Genomic DNA, 17,205 nt, shown 5'->3' with positions numbered 1-17,205 from the left:
TTCGATTTATATATCCAATTGACTATTTAATATTATCTGAAATTTTTTCCATAACAGAAAAAAACGTGTTGATTTCATCCTCTGTCAAATGAGCTGCAAGCTGATTTTCAACACTCTTTAGCACACTTATGATTTGATTATGAAGGCCAAGAGCTTTATCCGTTAAAACAATCCTCTTCAGCCTTGCATCGTATGAAACAGCCTCGCGTTTAATAAGTCCGTTCTTTTCCATTAATTTTAACATACCTGTAGCTGTAGAACGCCTAATATCAAATTCATTTTCCACGTCTCTTTGAAAGACGTCACCAGCCTTTGACTTTTCTCTGATAAAACCGAGCACGTGTCCCTGCAATCCTGTAACATCATTAGAAATGTTTGTAGATATTTGATATTCAATTTTGCGGCCTATCTGATGTGAAAGAATTCTAATTGCAAGTCCTATTTTCCTATGCTGCTCCATATTACTCCTCCATTTAATGTTAGCACCCTAACAAATAGTATATTTAAGTATTTGAATTTTGTCAAGATATTTATAAACTATTTCCATAATTACTTTAAAAATTTCAATCATTCTGCTTCCTTTTATTATAATCTCTATTATCTGACAAAGCCCATAAAGTAATTACTATATGGACACATCACGCTTTTTAAATACTATCCAATTTATGAATAAAAACCCAAAGATGTATACAAGCAATACGGAGATGGAAAAGCCCAGTGTCATTTCAGGTCTGGCCGGAAGGTGAAATATATACAGGCTAACGTCACTATTGGCAAACAGAAGAAATTTTAACCACTCTATTTTCGCTGTTGCCTCAATCATCGAATTACCTAAAATCATAATAAGCAACGAACTTCCAACCGCCAATGCACTGTTCCGTAAAATCGTTGATATGGCAAATGCAATGGTAATATAACTCATGATGGGAAAAATACTAAGCCCATACATCTTTATGACCTGAGTAAAGACGTTTAACCGAATAACCTGCCCTTCCTGATTCAAAAACAAATCAGTAGTATGAATGTCACCAACACCGTAGCACAAAATATTCGTCACGTATGCACATGTAACAGTCAATATCAATGTCATGAGAACAAACAAAGACACAGCCATATATTTTGACGACAGAATCGCTGTCCGGCTATGGGGACGGATCAGCAAAAACTTCATCGTACCATCGGTATATTCTCTGGCTACCATGTCCGCAGCAATGATAATTGCAACAATCTCAACCATTTCCACTAATCCGGTTAATTTCAATAAAGCCAACCAGGGATTACCGAAAGGAACAGGAATATTGTTTTCCAACCGATATTTTGCAATCTTTATTTTATTTTCAGCTTCGGCTTGCAATTGAGGTGACAGCTCCGCGAGTTTTAACCGTTCTTCATTTGTTTGGATTAACTGTTTCGTTTCGGTTCGCCAATCCCGAGAAGGTTTATAATCCATTTTCATAAAAACAGATGCACTGGCCGCAAAAATAACCAGCAAAAGCAGTAGAATTTGTGTCAGGCGACGGCTGTATATTTTCATCAGCTCGTTTGAAATTAATCCTCTCATTTTCTCTCCTCCGTTATCTCCAAAAATTTATCCTCTAATGTCTGTTCCTGCATCTGAATGCTATATACCCGAATCCCCGCAGGGTCAAGCCCATTAGTCGGTTCGTCCAAAATCAGAAGGGAAGGGCTGTTCAAAATAGCCTGTGCAATCCCTAACCGTTGCCGCATTCCAAGAGAATAGGTTTTTACTTTGTCATAAATCCTGTCTTTTAGTCCAACGATTTCTATAATTTCGTTAATACGGGCTTTGGTAACGCCTGAAACCATTCGCCCATAATGCTTCAAATTCTGATATCCTGTCAAATACTTATACAAATCCGGATTTTCAATAATAGCTCCTATATTCCGAATAGCTTTATTAAAATCTTTTGTAATGCTTTGTCCTTTAATGAGAATATCGCCCTGGTTTATCTTCATCAGTCCAACCATCATGCGAATTGTGGTGGTCTTTCCAGCCCCGTTAGGGCCTAAAAAACCAAATACCTCCCCGGCTTTGATATCAAAAGAAAGATCATTCACGATATTTCTTTTTCCGATTTTTTTTGTTGCATGTTGAAACTGTACAACTGGTGTTTGATTCATAATATATCTGCTCCTTTCTATCGTCATTAAAATAATTATAAAAAGCCAAAGTAAACGGACGATAAACAGAAGGCAAACATATCATAAATTAACGAGTCGAAATTATTTTTTTAATATATAAATTCATTTTAATTATACCAGTTCATTTTATACGATGTGATACTTTTAATAATGTATTAATATTAGTCGAAAATCCGGCTATGCTAATCCCAAAAAACATTAAATTGTGTTTTTAATTTATGCTATACTGATAATATACAAAGTAAGGGAATAAAAGCAAAAATAATATTTTTTTATGAATTGAGGGATTTATATGAAATTTTTGATTTATGGTGCCGGCGTAATTGGCAGCATCTTTGCCGGAAAACTTGCCTCATCCGGCTGTGATGTCACAGTTTTGGCCCGAGGGAAACGGTTTAACGAACTAAAAAAACATGGAGTAATTTTAATGCAGCCGGGAGCTAAGAAACAAGAACAGGTATTTGTCAAGGTAATAGATACACTAACACCTGAGGACATATACGACTATATTATAGTCGTGATGCAGCGTACACAAGTCGATACCGTTTTGCCCGTCCTTTCTCAAAACAAATCTCCCAATATAGTGTTTGTCGTAAATACAGCAGCCGGATATGATTCATGGGCAGAGGCTGTTGGAGAAAAGCGCCTAATGTTTGGCTTTCCGTCTGCCGGCGGTGAACGTCAAAATGGGCAGGTAAACTACTTCATAGGCAAGGGATTTATGCGTATCTTTCAGACCACAACTTTTGCCGAATACAGTGGAAAAACCACTCAGCGTTTAGATGTCCTTGTACAAATCTTCCGCAAAGCAGGAATTCCGGCCGTCATCACTCGGAACATGGACAATTGGCAAAAAAACCACGTAGCCATGGTCACAAGTATAGGCAATGCCCTCTACAGGTATGATGGAGACAATTATGCTCTTTCCCACTCCTATAAAGATGTACGGCTTATGATAAGCGGAATCAAAGAAGGTTTTTCTGTATTAAGCCGGCTGGACATTCAAATCACGCCAACAAAATTGTATTTTTTTAAACTCCCGACCGGGCTGTTGGCAATTATATTTCAAGTATTCATGGGAACTAAGCTGGCGGAGATTACAATGGCTAAACATACTGTAGCAGCAAAAGATGAAATGAAGGCATTACAAGATGAATTTGATATACTGATACGGAAAAGCGGAATGATAACACCGTCCATAAATCAGTTACGCAAAAATCTTATTTTCTAAAGCTGTAACCCAATATTTCGGTAACCTATACAGAACCCATTTTAAGTCAAGTATCGGGACTCTTCTATAGGTTATAAAAAAATCGTGGGGACAATTTGATATGTCCCCAACTACACTTTATTTTTTAAGTCCTATTAATTTTTGTTTCAATTCATTTTCAATATTCTGAAGTTCAACCTCTGCCGATGCCCTTTTCGTTTTCCCCTCTTCTTGTATCCGAATAGTTTCTTCAATAGTTGCAATTAAGTTGTTGTGTACATTCCTTAATGTTTCTATCTCTACAATTCCTTTTTCTGTTTCTTTCGCTACTCTTATTGAATTATCCTTCAATAATTCTGAATTCTTAGTAAGTAAATCATTTGTTGTCTTACTTACTTCTTCCTGTAACTTCAAGGCATTCTCCTGCCTTAACAACGAAATTGTTATTACGACTTGATTTTTCCACAAAGGTATTGTATTCATTATGGAGCTTTGAATCTTTTCAACAAGAGTTTGATTATTGCCTTGAATTATACGAATCTGCGGAGCGGTTTGAATCGCTATCATCCTGCTGAGTTTTAAATCATGTAATTTCTTTTCAAACCTATTGGCCAGCTGTTCAAAATTCTTAAACTTCTGAGCATCTAAAGAATTGCCTGTTTCCGTTACTTTTCTTTGTAGTTCCGGTAATAATTCTTCATTTAACTCTTTTAACTTAATATTTCCTGCTAAGATATACATATCTAAAGTATTTAAATATTCCAAATTCTTATCATAAAGATTATCAAGCATTTTTATATCCCTTAATAATGTCATTTTTGCTTTATCTAAATTAGATGTTATCTTATCAATATTAACACTAACAGATTGATATCCCGTCATAAATTTGCTTACTTTCTTTTTTAAACCTCCAAATAAACCATCAAACATACCTTTTTTAAGAAGGCTATCTACTTCCACACTTTTTATTTCGGTCATTAAATCGCCTAAAGTTTCTCCTACATATCCGGTATCCTTAGTTCTTACTTCTTGCAAAAGAGTATCGGAAAAATCAGCTACCTCTTTTTGTGCCGATGCCCCAAATTGAATTATTGCCTGTGTATCTTTGATATCTATTTCTTTTACAATTTCAGCTACTTTTTTCTTATCTTCTTCCTTTAAGTTTAAAAGATGTTCATCAACATTAACTATTTCGCTTTTTATGTCCTTCTCGATTTCCTGATCTCTGCCATTAGTTTCCATTTTCATCCACCCTCTCTTTTTATTCACTCAGAACACGCATAATTTCTTGCATCTCGTAAACACTCGGCATTTCTATAATTTTATCTAAGCTTTCGGGCAAAGCTACTACTTCATTGTCTATGCTTTTAAACGACGGGTATCTGAAACCGTGATTCTTCCATGATACTTCCTGTATTTCTTTATCAGAAAGCGCATCAATTAACAACTTTCCGTTATCAGTTAAAGCTATAACCGGATGTTCGCTCCATACAGTAGGTTCAGGTATTAATATCGCTACATTTCTTTTTGCCTTATTCCATATTTCCGGATTTTCCAAAGCAAATTCTATTATTTGATTTTCATACCCGATAACTAAAGGGTTTGCTCCCTTTCCTTTAGTTAAATAGCTCTCAAATAATGTTCCAGATGATGTTTCCATAAAGCCTATGTTTTTTATCATGTCCTTTAATGTATTTAGAGCTTCTGTCTCTGTGTAATTGTTATCAATTAAAATTTGATATACCATTCCGGAATACATATTCCCTGAATTAGACTTATTTGGATCAGTACAAAGAACTTTCATCTTGCCGTATAAATCAACTCCTATATCAGACCATTTTGTACCGTTTTTTATATATTCAAGAAGTTTAAACATGTCTAAATTATAATAGCCGTCTTTAGTGGATTTTGCAATTCCTTTTGACTCTAATGCTTTTGCTATATCAGTCCAGCTGTATAAAACAATCGGTGACTGAAACACTCTCTCTGCTTTTTTTATCTTATTGGCATTTTTCTCTTTGTAAATTTCTAAAGCTACTTGACTTGAAGGAAATAGAAAGTCTTTATCCGAAGTATCCAAATCCATCATCTCATAGCTTCCCGCTTTTGTATAGTCCACAACTATATTGTATTTTTTCTTTAATAAATTTTGAACCTTCTCGTCTTCAAAAAAACCTATTTTTTCACCGCCAACATACCCTGATATTACTATTTCATTTTTAAAGCCCTTGGGATTTTTTGAACCTATTACTACTCCGATTATAATTATAATAATAAGTATACTTATTCCTATAATTTTTCGTTTCAATTAAATCCCCTCCATCTTCATAGTAGTTTCCAGTACTTCAAGTTCCGTTTCAAGGTCTAAATAATCACCCTCCTGCAACTTTCCTAATTGTTTTTGAAAGATTGTCTCTATTTGGTTGAGGATTCCTTGGGCTTTTTCTAAAATCTCCCGTTCTTTATCAGTATATACTTCCTTCCCGGACAATTCATAATATAGTTCGACTATTCTCTTTACCGTATCCAAATAGTAATCAAGAAATTTTCTTGCCAATTTAATATCGTTAGGATTTTTTTCAAAATTATCAAATATGGCATCCATAACCTTACATATTTTCTCTATGCTTATACTTACATCTTTGTTTTTTATTTCCCTTCCTATACCTTTTATTTTCTCTATTTTCTCTTTTCCGTCCTTTATTATTTTTTTAAATTCCTCTATTGTAAGATTGGTATTCTCAACAATTAAAGTTTTTCTACCGGAAGTAAATAGAAGGTTCATCCCTATATACACCAGTAATGCAATGATTATCGAAAAAATCAATGATATATCTAAAAAAAGATAAAATATAAGAAATACCATCCCCGCACATAAACCATAAGTTATTTCCATCACAATTTTTTTCACATTTTTCACTCCAATATTCCCTAATTGTAGCCTTTCACCAATTTAAAAGCTTCACCTAAATCTTTCTTGCCGTCAAATACCTTTGCCCTTGTCAAAGTCGTAATGTCATCAAGCTGCTGCTCATCAGCACTTCCAAAAGAAATAGCAAATACCGGAATATCCGTATTCAGTTCTTTGAACTTCTGAGAAAATTCATTGAAATACATTCCCTCATTTGATTCTCCATCTGTCAATAATACTATTGCTCGTGAATATTCCTCATATTTAGGGTCGTCCAATATTTCTATTCCCTTTAAAGCCGGAGTATAAATATCCGTCCCGCCGCCTACATTCATTTCTTGTATCTTTGAGAGTATTTCATCTAACTCCTCTTCTTTGTTGCCCTTTACTTCCCATGTATCCAATATGGTATCACTAAATGGTATTACAATCATTATATCTTTTTCTGAAGACTGTATCATATGCTTCTTAGCCTCCTCCTGGTTTAATAAAGAAGACATTGCATTTTTTAAAGTTTTTTCTCTTTCACCTGCCATACTTCCTGAATAATCTAAACAATAAACCGTAGCAGACGGCTTTCTCAGCTCTGTTTGGTACATATCTAATGCCTTTTTTATCACTTTCTTAGAGGGCATCGTTATTCCTGATATAACTTTCTTTCCGTCTATACCCCAATCTTTATTGAATACATCTTTCCTTATATCTTCATTTACGCCGGCTGTCCCTGTTCTTCTTCCTAAGTCAGATAATTGTTTCTGAACATTTTCGGATAGCAAATATTCCTGAAACTTTAAGAAAAGTCCGGCCTTTTTTTCGTCTTTATTATCTACATATCCTAAAGGCGAGTCAGCTATCGCCAAACCGTCTACGGGATAAACTGCATATAAGGGTTCTCTTCCTTGTTTTATTAATTCCTGATTCGTTTCTATAATTACCGCTTCATAGTTTACCATCGCATCATAGTTTCCGTTTAAATACAAATCCTTTAACCATCCTGAACTTCCCGATGACCTATTTACTCCCGATAATAATTGGGCTAACTTTTCTTTTATTTCTTTCCTCTCTAAATCCTCTATTTTTATAGTATCAGGATTATCCAGCAATGCGGATAAAAATCCTAAATATGCACAGGCTCCCGAGTTCGATTGCGTTGCCGACGTCATTATAAACTTTAGTTTTTTGTTATTTATTGCTTTTAGTATATCACTCACCTTAGTTTCCTCTTTCGTAAAGCCTAAATTTTCAGCTAAACTTTTTCTTATACCAAATACAATAGGAGATGTCATAATGGATTTCATATCTTTTATTTTATGTTCTGTATCTCCCATGGTAATCCAAATACTATTTGCCGGCCATACTGCATCATATTCATCTATTTCAGATGTACCTAACATATTCATAATGTCAACGGAACCTTTATAAACCATTTCAATTTCTACATTATTTTTCTTTTCAAATTCAGTTATAATCGGTTCTAAGGCTTCATTTTCCGAACCTGAAATAATTCTCAAATCAGGTTTTTTTACTGTTGTACACCCTGATATTAACAACGCAAGAAGAATAGCTATTATTATAAGCGATTTTAATCTCAATTCATCATTCCTCCTTTTGTTAATAGTTCCTAACAGTCCTCAATACCACACCAACAATTTTTGATATATGTATTTTAACATATAGATTTAAATATGTCTCCTTGCTCCATGGATACTACAAACTTATTATTTTTGACCAAAATCATTATTAAATACAATACAAGAGCGATTATATATAAATTCTCCAATTCAAAAAATAACATATACTTAACATACATTTAACATGAAATAAACTCAGAAATGTTAATTTTAAAATGTAATTAATCAAACAGTTTATATCAGCCATAAAATGTCAAAAATTAGCTATGTGAATAATAAACTCAAATATTATATGAATATAGAATGGAGGAACAAAATTGCCATCTACTTATGCCCACTATATTTTTGGAGAAAAAGTATTGCAAAATCTTGACGGAGAAGTAAAAAATCTGATATATAACAATCTCCCCTTATTTCACATTGGTCTTCACGGACCTGATATATTATTTTATTACAAACCGTTGAGCTCAAATCCTGTTAATCAAATCGGACATCGCATTCACGAAGACCCGGCATGTTCTTTTTTTCAAAGAGCAAAAATTGTTATCAGCTGTTGTACTGCTCCAGAAGCAGGTTGTGCCTATATCTTAGGCTTCATTTGCCATTTTATACTGGACAGTCAATGTCATCCCTACATTAGAAAAAAAATAGAGGAAACTAAGTTATCCCATGCGGAAATAGAAACGGAGTTTGATCGTCTGTTGATGGTAGAAAATAATCTGGATCCTCTTTCTTATAAACCGACAGGGCATATTATAGCAAAAATAGAATATGCGGAGTGCATTTCATGGTTTTTTGAGGAAATAAGCGAGGAAAAGATACTGTCTTCTTTGAAATCAATGAAAAGATACTTAAATTTTCTGGTTTCTCCGGGAAAATTAAAAAGGTTTTTTATTGTAAAGGCGTTAAAGTTAACCGGAAATTATGAAAATATGACAGGACTCCTTATGAATTATCAACCCAACCCTGACTGTACAGATATCAGCATAAACTTAAAGGAATTATATTCCTCGGCCATAATGCCTGCAAAGAACCTTATAAATGAATTTTATGAAAATATTCATAATTCAAAATCATTGAATAGCCGCTTTCAAAGAAATTTCGAATAAAATCCTATGGGAGAAAGGAGTAAAAAATAATGAATGGATTCGGAAGCAAACTATCAAAGTGGGAAAAATTTTGGATTCTTTATGATGTCGGAAATTCCGCTTTTATTCTTTTAGTATCAACTATAATACCGATAAATTTTAAAAATATAGCTCAAGCTAACGGAATAACACCTGCTGATTCGACCGCATATTGGAGTTATGCCGTATCTCTGAGTACTATTATTGTTGCCATATTAGGACCCATTTTGGGAACCCTTGCAGATACCAAAGGTTACAGGAAACCACTATTTACTATATTTATGATATTTGGTGTTTTAGGCTGTGCTACCTTGGCCTTTCCCTTTTCTTGGATTCTTTTCCTTTCCGTTTTCGTTCTTGCAAAAGTCGGTGTATCGGGAAGTTTTATTTTCTATGATGCTATGCTCTCCGATATTACAATTGATGAAAGGATGGATCACATTTCTTCTCTCGGATATGCCTGGGGATATATAGGAAGCTGTATCCCTTTCATCATAAGTCTTTTACTTATTTTATTCGCCGATAAATTTTCTTTAACCACATCCTTTGCCACAAGTATTGCCTTCTTGCTAAACGCTGTTTGGTGGCTCTTTATGAGCCTGCCCCTTATTAAAAATTATAGGCAAATATATTATGTGGAAGTCAAAGAAAATCCTCTAAAGAACAGTTTCCGCAGGCTCTACAATGTATTAAGGGATATAAAAAAGCAAAAAAAAATCTTTATATTCTTATTAGCCTTCTTCTTTTATATAGACGGTGTATATACAATTATTGAAATGGCTACATCCTACGGAAAAGATGTAGGTATTGATGACGCCAATCTTTTACTTGCATTACTTTTAACGCAGATTGTGGCATTTCCTTTTGCAATTTTATTCGGAAGGTTATCTAAAAAATTTAAATCCCAAAATTTAATAAGTATATGTATTTTAGGATATCTGGCAATCGCACTTTTTGCTCTTCAACTTGATAAACCTTGGGAATTTTGGTTGCTGGCCGTCTGCGTTGCAATGTTTCAAGGTGCTGTTCAGGCATTATCCCGTTCCTATTTTGCTAAAATTATTCCAAAAGAAAAATCCAGTGAATATTTCGGCCTGTATGATATATTCGGTAAGGGTGCGGCTTTTTCGGGAACCATGTTAATGGGCATCACAACCCAAATCAGCGGAAGCTCTAAAATCGGAGTTGCCGTTATATGCCTTATGTTCGTAATAGGATTTCTGATATTCAGAAGAGCAGTCAAAGCAAATGAGGAAAGTAAAGCAATTTGGTAGATAAAATTCTTTTAATTATATTCGATTTTCAATTTAATTTGCTTAGCTCCTCTTCAAGTACGTTATATAACAATGATTATACTCTATCGCTATAACGGGCAAACCCGGTGCAGCCTAAATCTAATGATCCCGGTGCACAACTCCAAGGCTATTTTCACTTCAATACCCTTTGTTTCTTCTCACCATAGGAAATTCTCTGTAAAAGTATTATTAAAGCTACTTTTCTTTGTATTTAAATTATTAGATATATTACAATACATGCCCTCTATTTTATTCCATATATTTTTAATTTCCTTCACAATTTAAAAAACCTGCCATAGATGATTATTGATGAAATTGTTCCTAATGATGTAACTTTAGGCTGACAAAAGCGCCCTGCCGACTGAAAATTTTTGGTAAGCAGGACGGCTTGCGCCGTGAAGATTATTTCGCATTATCTTTGATTTGGTAAAACGCTATGATTACAAGCAAATTGATAATAATCTTGATGAATTTATCTAAACGTCTCCCTTTTATAAAATTTATTTTTACAAAATATAAGAAGAACAGCAATGAATGAAACAGTTTGCGATATGGTTATTCTCACAATTTGCAGCTCATCTACACCTGTTATAGTGGAAATATGCAGTATATTGATAATTGTGTTGTTTAAAAAGTGATCTGCCATTGGCAGCCACAAAGAACCTGATATTTTTGTAAGCAGACAAAATTTGACTCCGGTAATGCCTGTTGTTACAACAAGCATAAGCATCATCATAAGCGTACCGCCAAAGCTTCTTTCTGCGTTCAAAAAACTCCGCAGGGGTGCGGCAATATGCCAAAACCCGAACAATACGGATGAAAGGATTACCGCAATTAAAAATGAATATTTCTTTTCCGCAAGTTTTAAAAACAGTCCTCTAAAAACACCTTCCTCCATAACAACATTTATAATGTTGCCGATGATACAAATGGCAAAGAATAAGAGTCCTGTCTGATTACCTAAATTGCCATTGACAGAATAACTTGTCACATAAAGCTGCAACGATGGTGAGTTTCCTAACATAGAATGGATGGAATACTCGATCCCATAAGCCAACGTATATGCACATACTCCAAGCAGCAATCCATATAGCACATTTTTAAGAGCTTTTTGGGGTTGAAAGCCGATTTCACTTGCGCGAATATGTAGATACTTTAACGCTATAAAAAGAATCCCAATTCCCATAAGCTTGTGTATAAAAGCTTCACCAAAAATACTTTGGTCAGTTCTGATAAACATATATTCGATTCCGCGAAACACAAAACATATAAGATAAATCAACAATATAATTCCAAACGTTGCTTGGGTGCGTTTTTTTCCCATTAACTCAACCTCCTGAACTTATTGAATTTACTTGGATTATATAAATTTCACCCATTTCCCACAAAGTTCACATTTGCAAGAGATTACTTTCCATATCCAGCATAACACAGTTCAGCCAATTTTTCTACGCTTTTCTAGACAGCATAGGCGGCTCATATTACGCTATGACTGGCAAAAATTAAAAATTAGCCTATCGCTGCCCAGCGAGCATGGTGCAGTACACAAGAAGAAAGGGACAAATCAAACTATTATGAATAATATGCCAGCCATGTTATATATTTTTTAGTTGAATTGTATATTCTGGCATATTATGAATGGCATGACTGAACTGTAACTTCCATCGTTCTGACATTCCTGTCCCAGCTTGATAAACTGCACTGAATCTGATACCATAAATTTACAGCAGAAAAGGCCGTACAAAAAGAAAAACTACCCCCATCAGGTTGATGTCTATTTCAACTTCGTAGGCAGAGTTTAGAACAAGAGAAAAGCCATAGGACACTAAAATCCTACAGCAAATCTCAAAACATCCTTATGGGAAAAACCATTTTCGTAGCCTCTTTTTGTTCACATATATTATAAATCCATTAATCGTGAAATCCAATTCATCCTCTGGTATTCCAATGGAATGCCCATATTCTAAGACCTTATCCCAAGTATTTTTATTTTACACAGATTATATTTAAATCAATAATTACAATCAAGAACATGTTCTATCAACATAATTTTTTTTGAAATTTTGTACATAATAAAATATTATGATGGAAAATCAAGACCTATTAAATCAAGAAATTAACTGGATAATTTTAATAGCGTCAATTCCTGTTTGACCATACCGACAATACTTTTTCATATCATAATAATATAAATTAGGAGGAATAATATGCTCTATTATCCGCATATAGGATACAAAGAAAAACGCACCACAGAACCGACTACGTTTCCGCCTCAGCATCAGACTATGCAACCCGGATTTGAATATGTCATGTCTCCAAACCCGATTTTTGATAATTCCAATTATGCCGGAACCGAAAAGTTACATAACAAAGTTGCTCTTATTTCCGGAGGAGACAGCGGTATCGGCAAGGCTGTAGCAATCGCCTTTGCTAAAGAAGGAGCCGACATTTCCATAGTCTACTATAATGAACATGAAGATGCCAAGGAAACAGAAAAATACATCAATAATTTAGGAAGAAAATGTATTCTGATCTCTGGTGATTTAAGAGAAGAGGCATTTTGTAAAAAAGCAGTTGATGATACCATCGATGCTTTTAAGCACCTTGATATATTAGTAAACAATGCCGGAGTACAGTTCCCGCAAAACAGTCTGAAAGATATAACTACGGAACAGTTTGAACATACTTTCCGTGTTAATATTTTTTCATTCTTTTATGTTACAAAAGCGGCTCTTCCTTATTTAAAAAGCGGAAGTGCTATTATAAATACAACATCAATTACTGCCTACGCAGGCGATGAATTACTGATCGACTATTCTGCCACCAAGGGAGCCATCGTAAGTTTCACACGATCATTGGCAAAATCCCTCGTAGCACAGGGAATACGTGTAAACGGTGTGGCACCGGGCCCTATTTGGACTCCTCTTCAGCCTGCAAGTTTTCCTAAAGAATATATAACAACATTCGGCACGGATACTCTTATGAAAAGAGCCGGTCAACCTGTGGAACTGGCGCCAACTTACGTTTATCTGGCATCCGATGATTCTACTTATGTTACCGGGCAAATTCTTCATGTAGACGGAGGAGCTTCTATGAGTTCTTAACAAAAAAATAATAGGCAAAATATACAAATTCTCCTTCTTAGCAGATATTTATTTTAATTATTTCGGGCAGAACAGAATATCTACCTGAAATGATTTATTGATATTTATTTTACTATATTATTTAATTTTTTATAGAATATCCATGTGACTTTATATTTTGTCAATATAACATACCATTTGATAAAATTATACTGTTATCTTCCATATCATATAACTTTGGAATTTGGCAATATCAGAAATTTCAGGAATTAAACCTGGATAAAAATGTCTGCAGCCTTGGGGTTTTAGGATTATCAAACAATTCATCCGGAGATCCTTGTTCAACTATTACTCCTTCATCAAAGAATACTATTCTGTCGGCTATTTCTCGTGCAAAATCCATTTCATGGGTTATTAAAAGCATAGTCATATCGGTATCGTTACCTTTGACAGCTATTTCTTTTATAACATCCAGCACTTCACCAACTAATTCGGGATCAAGAGCCGATGTAGGTTCGTCAAACAGCATTATTTTAGGTTTCATTACCAAAGCTCGTGCAATGGCAACTCTTTGCTTTTGACCTCCCGACAGTTGAACAGGATAAATATTTAATTTGTCTATTAAACCGACTTTTTTTATCATAAGTTCGGCTTGTTTCTTAGCTTCTTTTTTAGACATTCCCAAAACCGTTATAGGGGCTTCCATTACGTTATTCAATACAGTCATATGGGGAAAAAGATAAAAATGTTGAAAAACCATACCAATATCCTTTCTCATTTCGTGAAGATGCTTTTCCTTTGCTCTGACTAATTTGCCGTTTATTTTTTCATGCCACAAAAGTTTGCCTTCAACTTCAATCGTACCGGATGACGGTTCTTCCAATGTCATTAAAAGTCTGGCTAAAGTCGTTTTCCCCGACCCGCTTGGCCCGATCAGAGCAACCTTTTCTCCCGGATAAATTTCAAAATCTATCCCTTTCAAAACTTTGAGATCACCATAAGCTTTAGTGATTTTATTATAACGAATTATAGGTTTTATTGTAATCACTCCTTTCTTTATTAAAACTTTTTATTTAATCGTACATCCAAGCTCTTTATTAATCTCGATGACGGATAGCTAAGTATAAAAAATATAATGCCTACTATTGTAAACCCTTCCAAATATTTAAAAGAACCCGCACCAATTATTTTAGCAGTCTGCAGAATTTCGACAAGTGTTATTGCAGACAATAGCGGGGTTTCCTTAAACATCGTAATTAAATAATTACCTAAAACGGGTAAAATAGGAGGTATCGCTTGAGGCAGTATTATCTTAGTCCAAGTTTCCATCCGTGTAAAATTTAAAGCCTTTGCTGCTTCCCACTGGCCCTGAGGCACATTTTCAATACCGCTTCTATAAACCTCTGACAAATAGGTACTATAATGAATTCCTAAACCTAAAATTCCGGCAGAAAGTGGCTCAAGTGTTAAACCGTATTCAGGAAATACATAAAAAATAAAATATAGTTGTACTAACAAAGGTGTATTTCTGATAAATAAGACTACCCCATTAGTTAAACGAGATACTGGCTTTATTCTTGATTTGGATAAAATGGATAATACTAAACCAAATACAAGAGCAAGAAAAAATCCTGCAAAGGTTGCTACAATAGTGATTTTTAAAGATGCCAATATTTTAGGTAGTATGTTTATAGCAAATTTCCAATCAAACATATTAAACCCTCCATACGGACAGCTTGCATTCCAACATCTTAATACCATATGTTAAAGGTAAGGAAATAACAAAATATATAATTAAAAGCAAGCCGTAAATTTTTGTTGTTTCAAATGTAGAAGAATTAAGTATATTGGCGTGATATGTTAAATCAGCCAGTGTAATCATAGAAACAAGAGACGTACTTTTTAACAGCTCTATCAGCTGATTACCCAAGTTGGGCAACATCGTTACAAATGCTTGAGGTATTATAACTCTCCGCATACTTTGAAATGAAGTCATATTTAATGCTATACAAGCTTCTGTTTGCCCTTGAGGAATTGAATTAACCGCACTTCTGACAATTTCAGAACAATAGGCACCAAAATTTAATCCTATAGCAAGAATAGCCGTAGATATCGCAGAAAATTTTATACCCAATAAAGGCAAAGCAAAATACAACCAAAAAAGTTGAACTAATAGAGAAGTCCCACGAAAAACTTCTACATACATTCCCGATATAATCCGTAATATTTTATATTTTGATAAACGTGCCAACCCTGCAGTAAATCCCAAAATAAAAGCAAGAATTGTAGAAAATAATGTAACTATAATTGTAACTTTAAGGCCTCCCTTCAAAAGGGAGATGAGCAGCTCAAATGTGCTCAACTATAACACTTCCTTCCAAATATAAATTATTTAATTAAATTTTTAATTGTAATATCTCCTGGAAGTTCATTTTCAGTAAACCCAAACGGTTCAATAATTTCAAGAAGTTTTCCTGATTCCCGAAGCTTCTTTAATTCTTTATTAAAAGCATCAACAAAATCCTGGTCTGACTTTCTGAATGCCGTTGCTCCGTAACCAATCACACTTTCACCATCAATAACAGGTTGTGTGAAATCCGTCACGCGCTCAATTTTATCATCCTCTGAAGAGTCAAGAGTGGCCTGCAGTGACGGACCTGTTGCGGTAATTGCGTCTACTCGCCCTGATTGTAAAGCCGCCAGAGCCGAAGGCATATCAGGAACAGTGACAATGCGTTTCTTATCTAACCCGACAGCCACTAAGTAATCATATTCTATTGCTCCTCCCGGTACTGCAATTTTAGCAGAATCATGATTTGCAATGTCTTCATAACTGTGTAAGTCGAGAGGATTGCCTTTTTTCACGGCAATAGCTTCCCCAATTTTATATTCAGGATTAGCAAAACTTACATCCTTTGCACGTTCAGGTGTTACAAACATACCGGCAGTAACCATATCAAATCTTTTTGCTTTTAAGCCCGGAATTAATGAGCCGAATTCAGTCAAAATACCTTCAACCTTAGTGATGCCTAAATTCTCAAGAACTGCTCTTGCAACCTCCACCGCCTCACCTGTAAGCTTACCTTCCGCTGTTTGATATGCATATGGTTTCTCATTTGCAAACCCAATTGTTACAGAACCAAGCCTTTGCGCTTTCTCTAATGTCGTTTCGTTTTCGGGCGCCCCTTCTTTTGATTGTAAATTTTCCTTTGAATCTTGGCACCCTGTTAAAAATATTACCAGCAAACCGATTGATAATAGAACTGTTAATAAATTTGTTGCCGTTTTAAATTTTTTCATTTTTTTCTCCTTTCTATTTTAAATACTCAATAAAAAAATACTTAAAATATATTTTTAAGTACTCAGAAAATGCTGAAACAGCCCTATAATATTGGAATATTAAAATAGAAAAACAAAAAGGGCTTTTTATAGCCCAAAAGAAAAAACACGCATAATTGAAAAAACAGAAATGGTTAAATTTGTTTCATACGCTTACGAGGTTAGCTGACGGGTTCGGATAGAAACTACCCTATGTTTTAATAAAGCAAAACAATGCACCCCAACGTTGGTTCCCCCGTTTTCCTTTTGGAAATTCAGCAAAATATAACTTTACTGAGTTGTTTAACTTATAAAGATATAATTTAATAGACATATCTTAATGGATATAATTTAATAAAAATGGTAACACATATTATTTTTAATGTCAAGGCGAAAAATTCTCCGAACATAAATTTTGTATTAAGATTTAATCGAAATCCAATACCATTAAAATGAATTGATTATTC

At 34.4% G+C, this 17,205-nt stretch carries 16 protein-coding genes and 1 riboswitch; of the genes, 4 read left to right on the top strand and 12 right to left on the bottom strand.

What is annotated here, in order from left to right; all coding sequences use genetic code 11:
• Window positions 1–22 precede the first annotated feature (22 nt).
• The 3 genes from PP176A_RS11725 to PP176A_RS11715 form a co-directional block, all read right to left on the bottom strand.
• A complete protein-coding gene (locus tag PP176A_RS11725) occupies window positions 23–460 on the bottom strand; it encodes a MarR family winged helix-turn-helix transcriptional regulator (protein ID WP_071140670.1) in 438 nt (145 codons plus the stop codon).
• Window positions 461–625: 165 nt separating this feature from the next.
• Window positions 626–1,534, bottom strand: a complete 909-nt coding sequence (locus tag PP176A_RS11720) for an ABC transporter permease (protein WP_234958927.1) — start codon at window positions 1,532–1,534, stop codon at window positions 626–628.
• Between the two features lie 23 nt (window positions 1,535–1,557).
• Window positions 1,558–2,142, bottom strand: coding sequence for an ABC transporter ATP-binding protein (locus tag PP176A_RS11715; RefSeq protein ID WP_071140668.1), 585 nt, complete (start codon window positions 2,140–2,142; stop codon window positions 1,558–1,560).
• Window positions 2,143–2,455: 313 nt separating this feature from the next.
• Here PP176A_RS11715 and PP176A_RS11710 point away from each other — a divergent pair, with 313 nt between their 5' ends.
• Window positions 2,456–3,394, top strand: coding sequence for a ketopantoate reductase family protein (locus PP176A_RS11710; RefSeq protein ID WP_071140667.1), 939 nt, complete (start codon window positions 2,456–2,458; stop codon window positions 3,392–3,394).
• A gap of 117 nt (window positions 3,395–3,511) precedes the next feature.
• Here the strand turns inward: PP176A_RS11710 and PP176A_RS11705 are convergent, their stop codons facing one another.
• From PP176A_RS11705 to PP176A_RS11690, 4 genes are read right to left on the bottom strand one after another with little or no spacing between them, the layout of a single operon-like run.
• Entirely contained in the window at window positions 3,512–4,615 is a 1,104-nt protein-coding gene (locus tag PP176A_RS11705) for a toxic anion resistance protein (protein ID WP_071140666.1), read from the bottom strand.
• Window positions 4,616–4,634: 19 nt separating this feature from the next.
• Entirely contained in the window at window positions 4,635–5,681 is a 1,047-nt protein-coding gene (locus tag PP176A_RS11700) for a substrate-binding domain-containing protein (protein WP_071140665.1), read from the bottom strand.
• On the bottom strand, window positions 5,682–6,284 hold the full coding sequence (locus tag PP176A_RS11695) for a 5-bromo-4-chloroindolyl phosphate hydrolysis family protein (RefSeq protein ID WP_071140664.1): 603 nt from the start codon (window positions 6,282–6,284) through the stop codon (window positions 5,682–5,684).
• Between the two features lie 20 nt (window positions 6,285–6,304).
• The gene (locus tag PP176A_RS11690) at window positions 6,305–7,876 is read right to left on the bottom strand and encodes a VWA domain-containing protein (RefSeq protein WP_200796144.1); all 1,572 of its coding nucleotides are present in this window, start codon (window positions 7,874–7,876) and stop codon (window positions 6,305–6,307) included.
• A gap of 356 nt (window positions 7,877–8,232) precedes the next feature.
• Between PP176A_RS11690 and PP176A_RS11685 the strand changes: the two genes are divergently transcribed.
• Window positions 8,233–9,024, top strand: a complete 792-nt coding sequence (locus PP176A_RS11685) for a zinc dependent phospholipase C family protein (RefSeq protein WP_071140662.1) — start codon at window positions 8,233–8,235, stop codon at window positions 9,022–9,024.
• A 29-nt stretch (window positions 9,025–9,053) separates the two neighbouring features.
• On the top strand, window positions 9,054–10,316 hold the full coding sequence (locus tag PP176A_RS11680; RefSeq protein WP_071140661.1) for an MFS transporter: 1,263 nt from the start codon (window positions 9,054–9,056) through the stop codon (window positions 10,314–10,316).
• A 493-nt stretch (window positions 10,317–10,809) separates the two neighbouring features.
• Here the strand turns inward: PP176A_RS11680 and PP176A_RS11675 are convergent, their stop codons facing one another.
• Window positions 10,810–11,661: a CPBP family intramembrane glutamic endopeptidase gene (locus PP176A_RS11675; RefSeq protein WP_071140660.1), complete on the bottom strand. Its 852-nt coding sequence runs from the start codon at window positions 11,659–11,661 to the stop codon at window positions 10,810–10,812.
• Window positions 11,662–12,544: 883 nt separating this feature from the next.
• Here PP176A_RS11675 and PP176A_RS11670 point away from each other — a divergent pair.
• A complete protein-coding gene (locus tag PP176A_RS11670) occupies window positions 12,545–13,441 on the top strand; it encodes an SDR family oxidoreductase (RefSeq protein WP_071140659.1) in 897 nt (298 codons plus the stop codon).
• A gap of 241 nt (window positions 13,442–13,682) precedes the next feature.
• On the opposite strand, the gene ehuA is transcribed toward PP176A_RS11670, so the two are convergent.
• Genes ehuA through ehuB form a run of 4 tightly spaced genes read right to left on the bottom strand, consistent with a single transcriptional unit; the run spans window position 13,683 to window position 16,720 of the window.
• Window positions 13,683–14,450 (bottom strand): ectoine/hydroxyectoine ABC transporter ATP-binding protein EhuA, encoded by a 768-nt coding sequence (gene ehuA / locus PP176A_RS11665; RefSeq protein WP_159429065.1) that lies wholly within the window; start codon window positions 14,448–14,450, stop codon window positions 13,683–13,685.
• A 29-nt stretch (window positions 14,451–14,479) separates the two neighbouring features.
• Window positions 14,480–15,133, bottom strand: a complete 654-nt coding sequence (gene ehuD / locus PP176A_RS11660; RefSeq protein ID WP_071140657.1) for an ectoine/hydroxyectoine ABC transporter permease subunit EhuD — start codon at window positions 15,131–15,133, stop codon at window positions 14,480–14,482.
• Window position 15,134: 1 nt separating this feature from the next.
• On the bottom strand, window positions 15,135–15,782 hold the full coding sequence (gene ehuC, locus PP176A_RS11655) for an ectoine/hydroxyectoine ABC transporter permease subunit EhuC (protein WP_071140656.1): 648 nt from the start codon (window positions 15,780–15,782) through the stop codon (window positions 15,135–15,137).
• 26 nt (window positions 15,783–15,808) lie between these two features.
• Window positions 15,809–16,720 carry an ectoine/hydroxyectoine ABC transporter substrate-binding protein EhuB gene (gene ehuB, locus PP176A_RS11650; protein WP_071140655.1) on the bottom strand — a complete coding sequence of 304 codons (912 nt, stop codon included), beginning with the start codon at window positions 16,718–16,720 and terminating at the stop codon, window positions 15,809–15,811.
• Between the two features lie 174 nt (window positions 16,721–16,894).
• A riboswitch (cyclic di-AMP (ydaO/yuaA leader) is annotated at window positions 16,895–17,029 on the bottom strand.
• Window positions 17,030–17,205 lie beyond the last annotated feature (176 nt).

Source organism: Sporanaerobacter sp. PP17-6a (genome assembly GCF_900095615.1).
Classification (GTDB): domain Bacteria; phylum Bacillota; class Clostridia; order Tissierellales; family Acidilutibacteraceae; genus Acidilutibacter; species Acidilutibacter cellobiosedens.
This window is presented reverse-complemented; position numbering and strand designations above follow the sequence as displayed.

Coding starts and splice junctions, on each gene's coding strand:
- ehuD (WP_071140657.1), bottom strand. CDS start 15,133: ATGTTTGATTGGAAATTTGCTATAAACATACTACCTAAAATATTGGCA.
- PP176A_RS11720 (WP_234958927.1), bottom strand. CDS start 1,534: ATGAAAATATACAGCCGTCGCCTGACACAAATTCTACTGCTTTTGCTG.
- PP176A_RS11725 (WP_071140670.1), bottom strand. CDS start 460: ATGGAGCAGCATAGGAAAATAGGACTTGCAATTAGAATTCTTTCACAT.
- ehuB (WP_071140655.1), bottom strand. CDS start 16,720: ATGAAAAAATTTAAAACGGCAACAAATTTATTAACAGTTCTATTATCA.
- PP176A_RS11670 (WP_071140659.1), top strand. CDS start 12,545: ATGCTCTATTATCCGCATATAGGATACAAAGAAAAACGCACCACAGAA.
- PP176A_RS11680 (WP_071140661.1), top strand. CDS start 9,054: ATGAATGGATTCGGAAGCAAACTATCAAAGTGGGAAAAATTTTGGATT.
- PP176A_RS11715 (WP_071140668.1), bottom strand. CDS start 2,142: ATGAATCAAACACCAGTTGTACAGTTTCAACATGCAACAAAAAAAATC.
- PP176A_RS11705 (WP_071140666.1), bottom strand. CDS start 4,615: ATGGAAACTAATGGCAGAGATCAGGAAATCGAGAAGGACATAAAAAGC.
- PP176A_RS11710 (WP_071140667.1), top strand. CDS start 2,456: ATGAAATTTTTGATTTATGGTGCCGGCGTAATTGGCAGCATCTTTGCC.
- PP176A_RS11675 (WP_071140660.1), bottom strand. CDS start 11,661: ATGGGAAAAAAACGCACCCAAGCAACGTTTGGAATTATATTGTTGATT.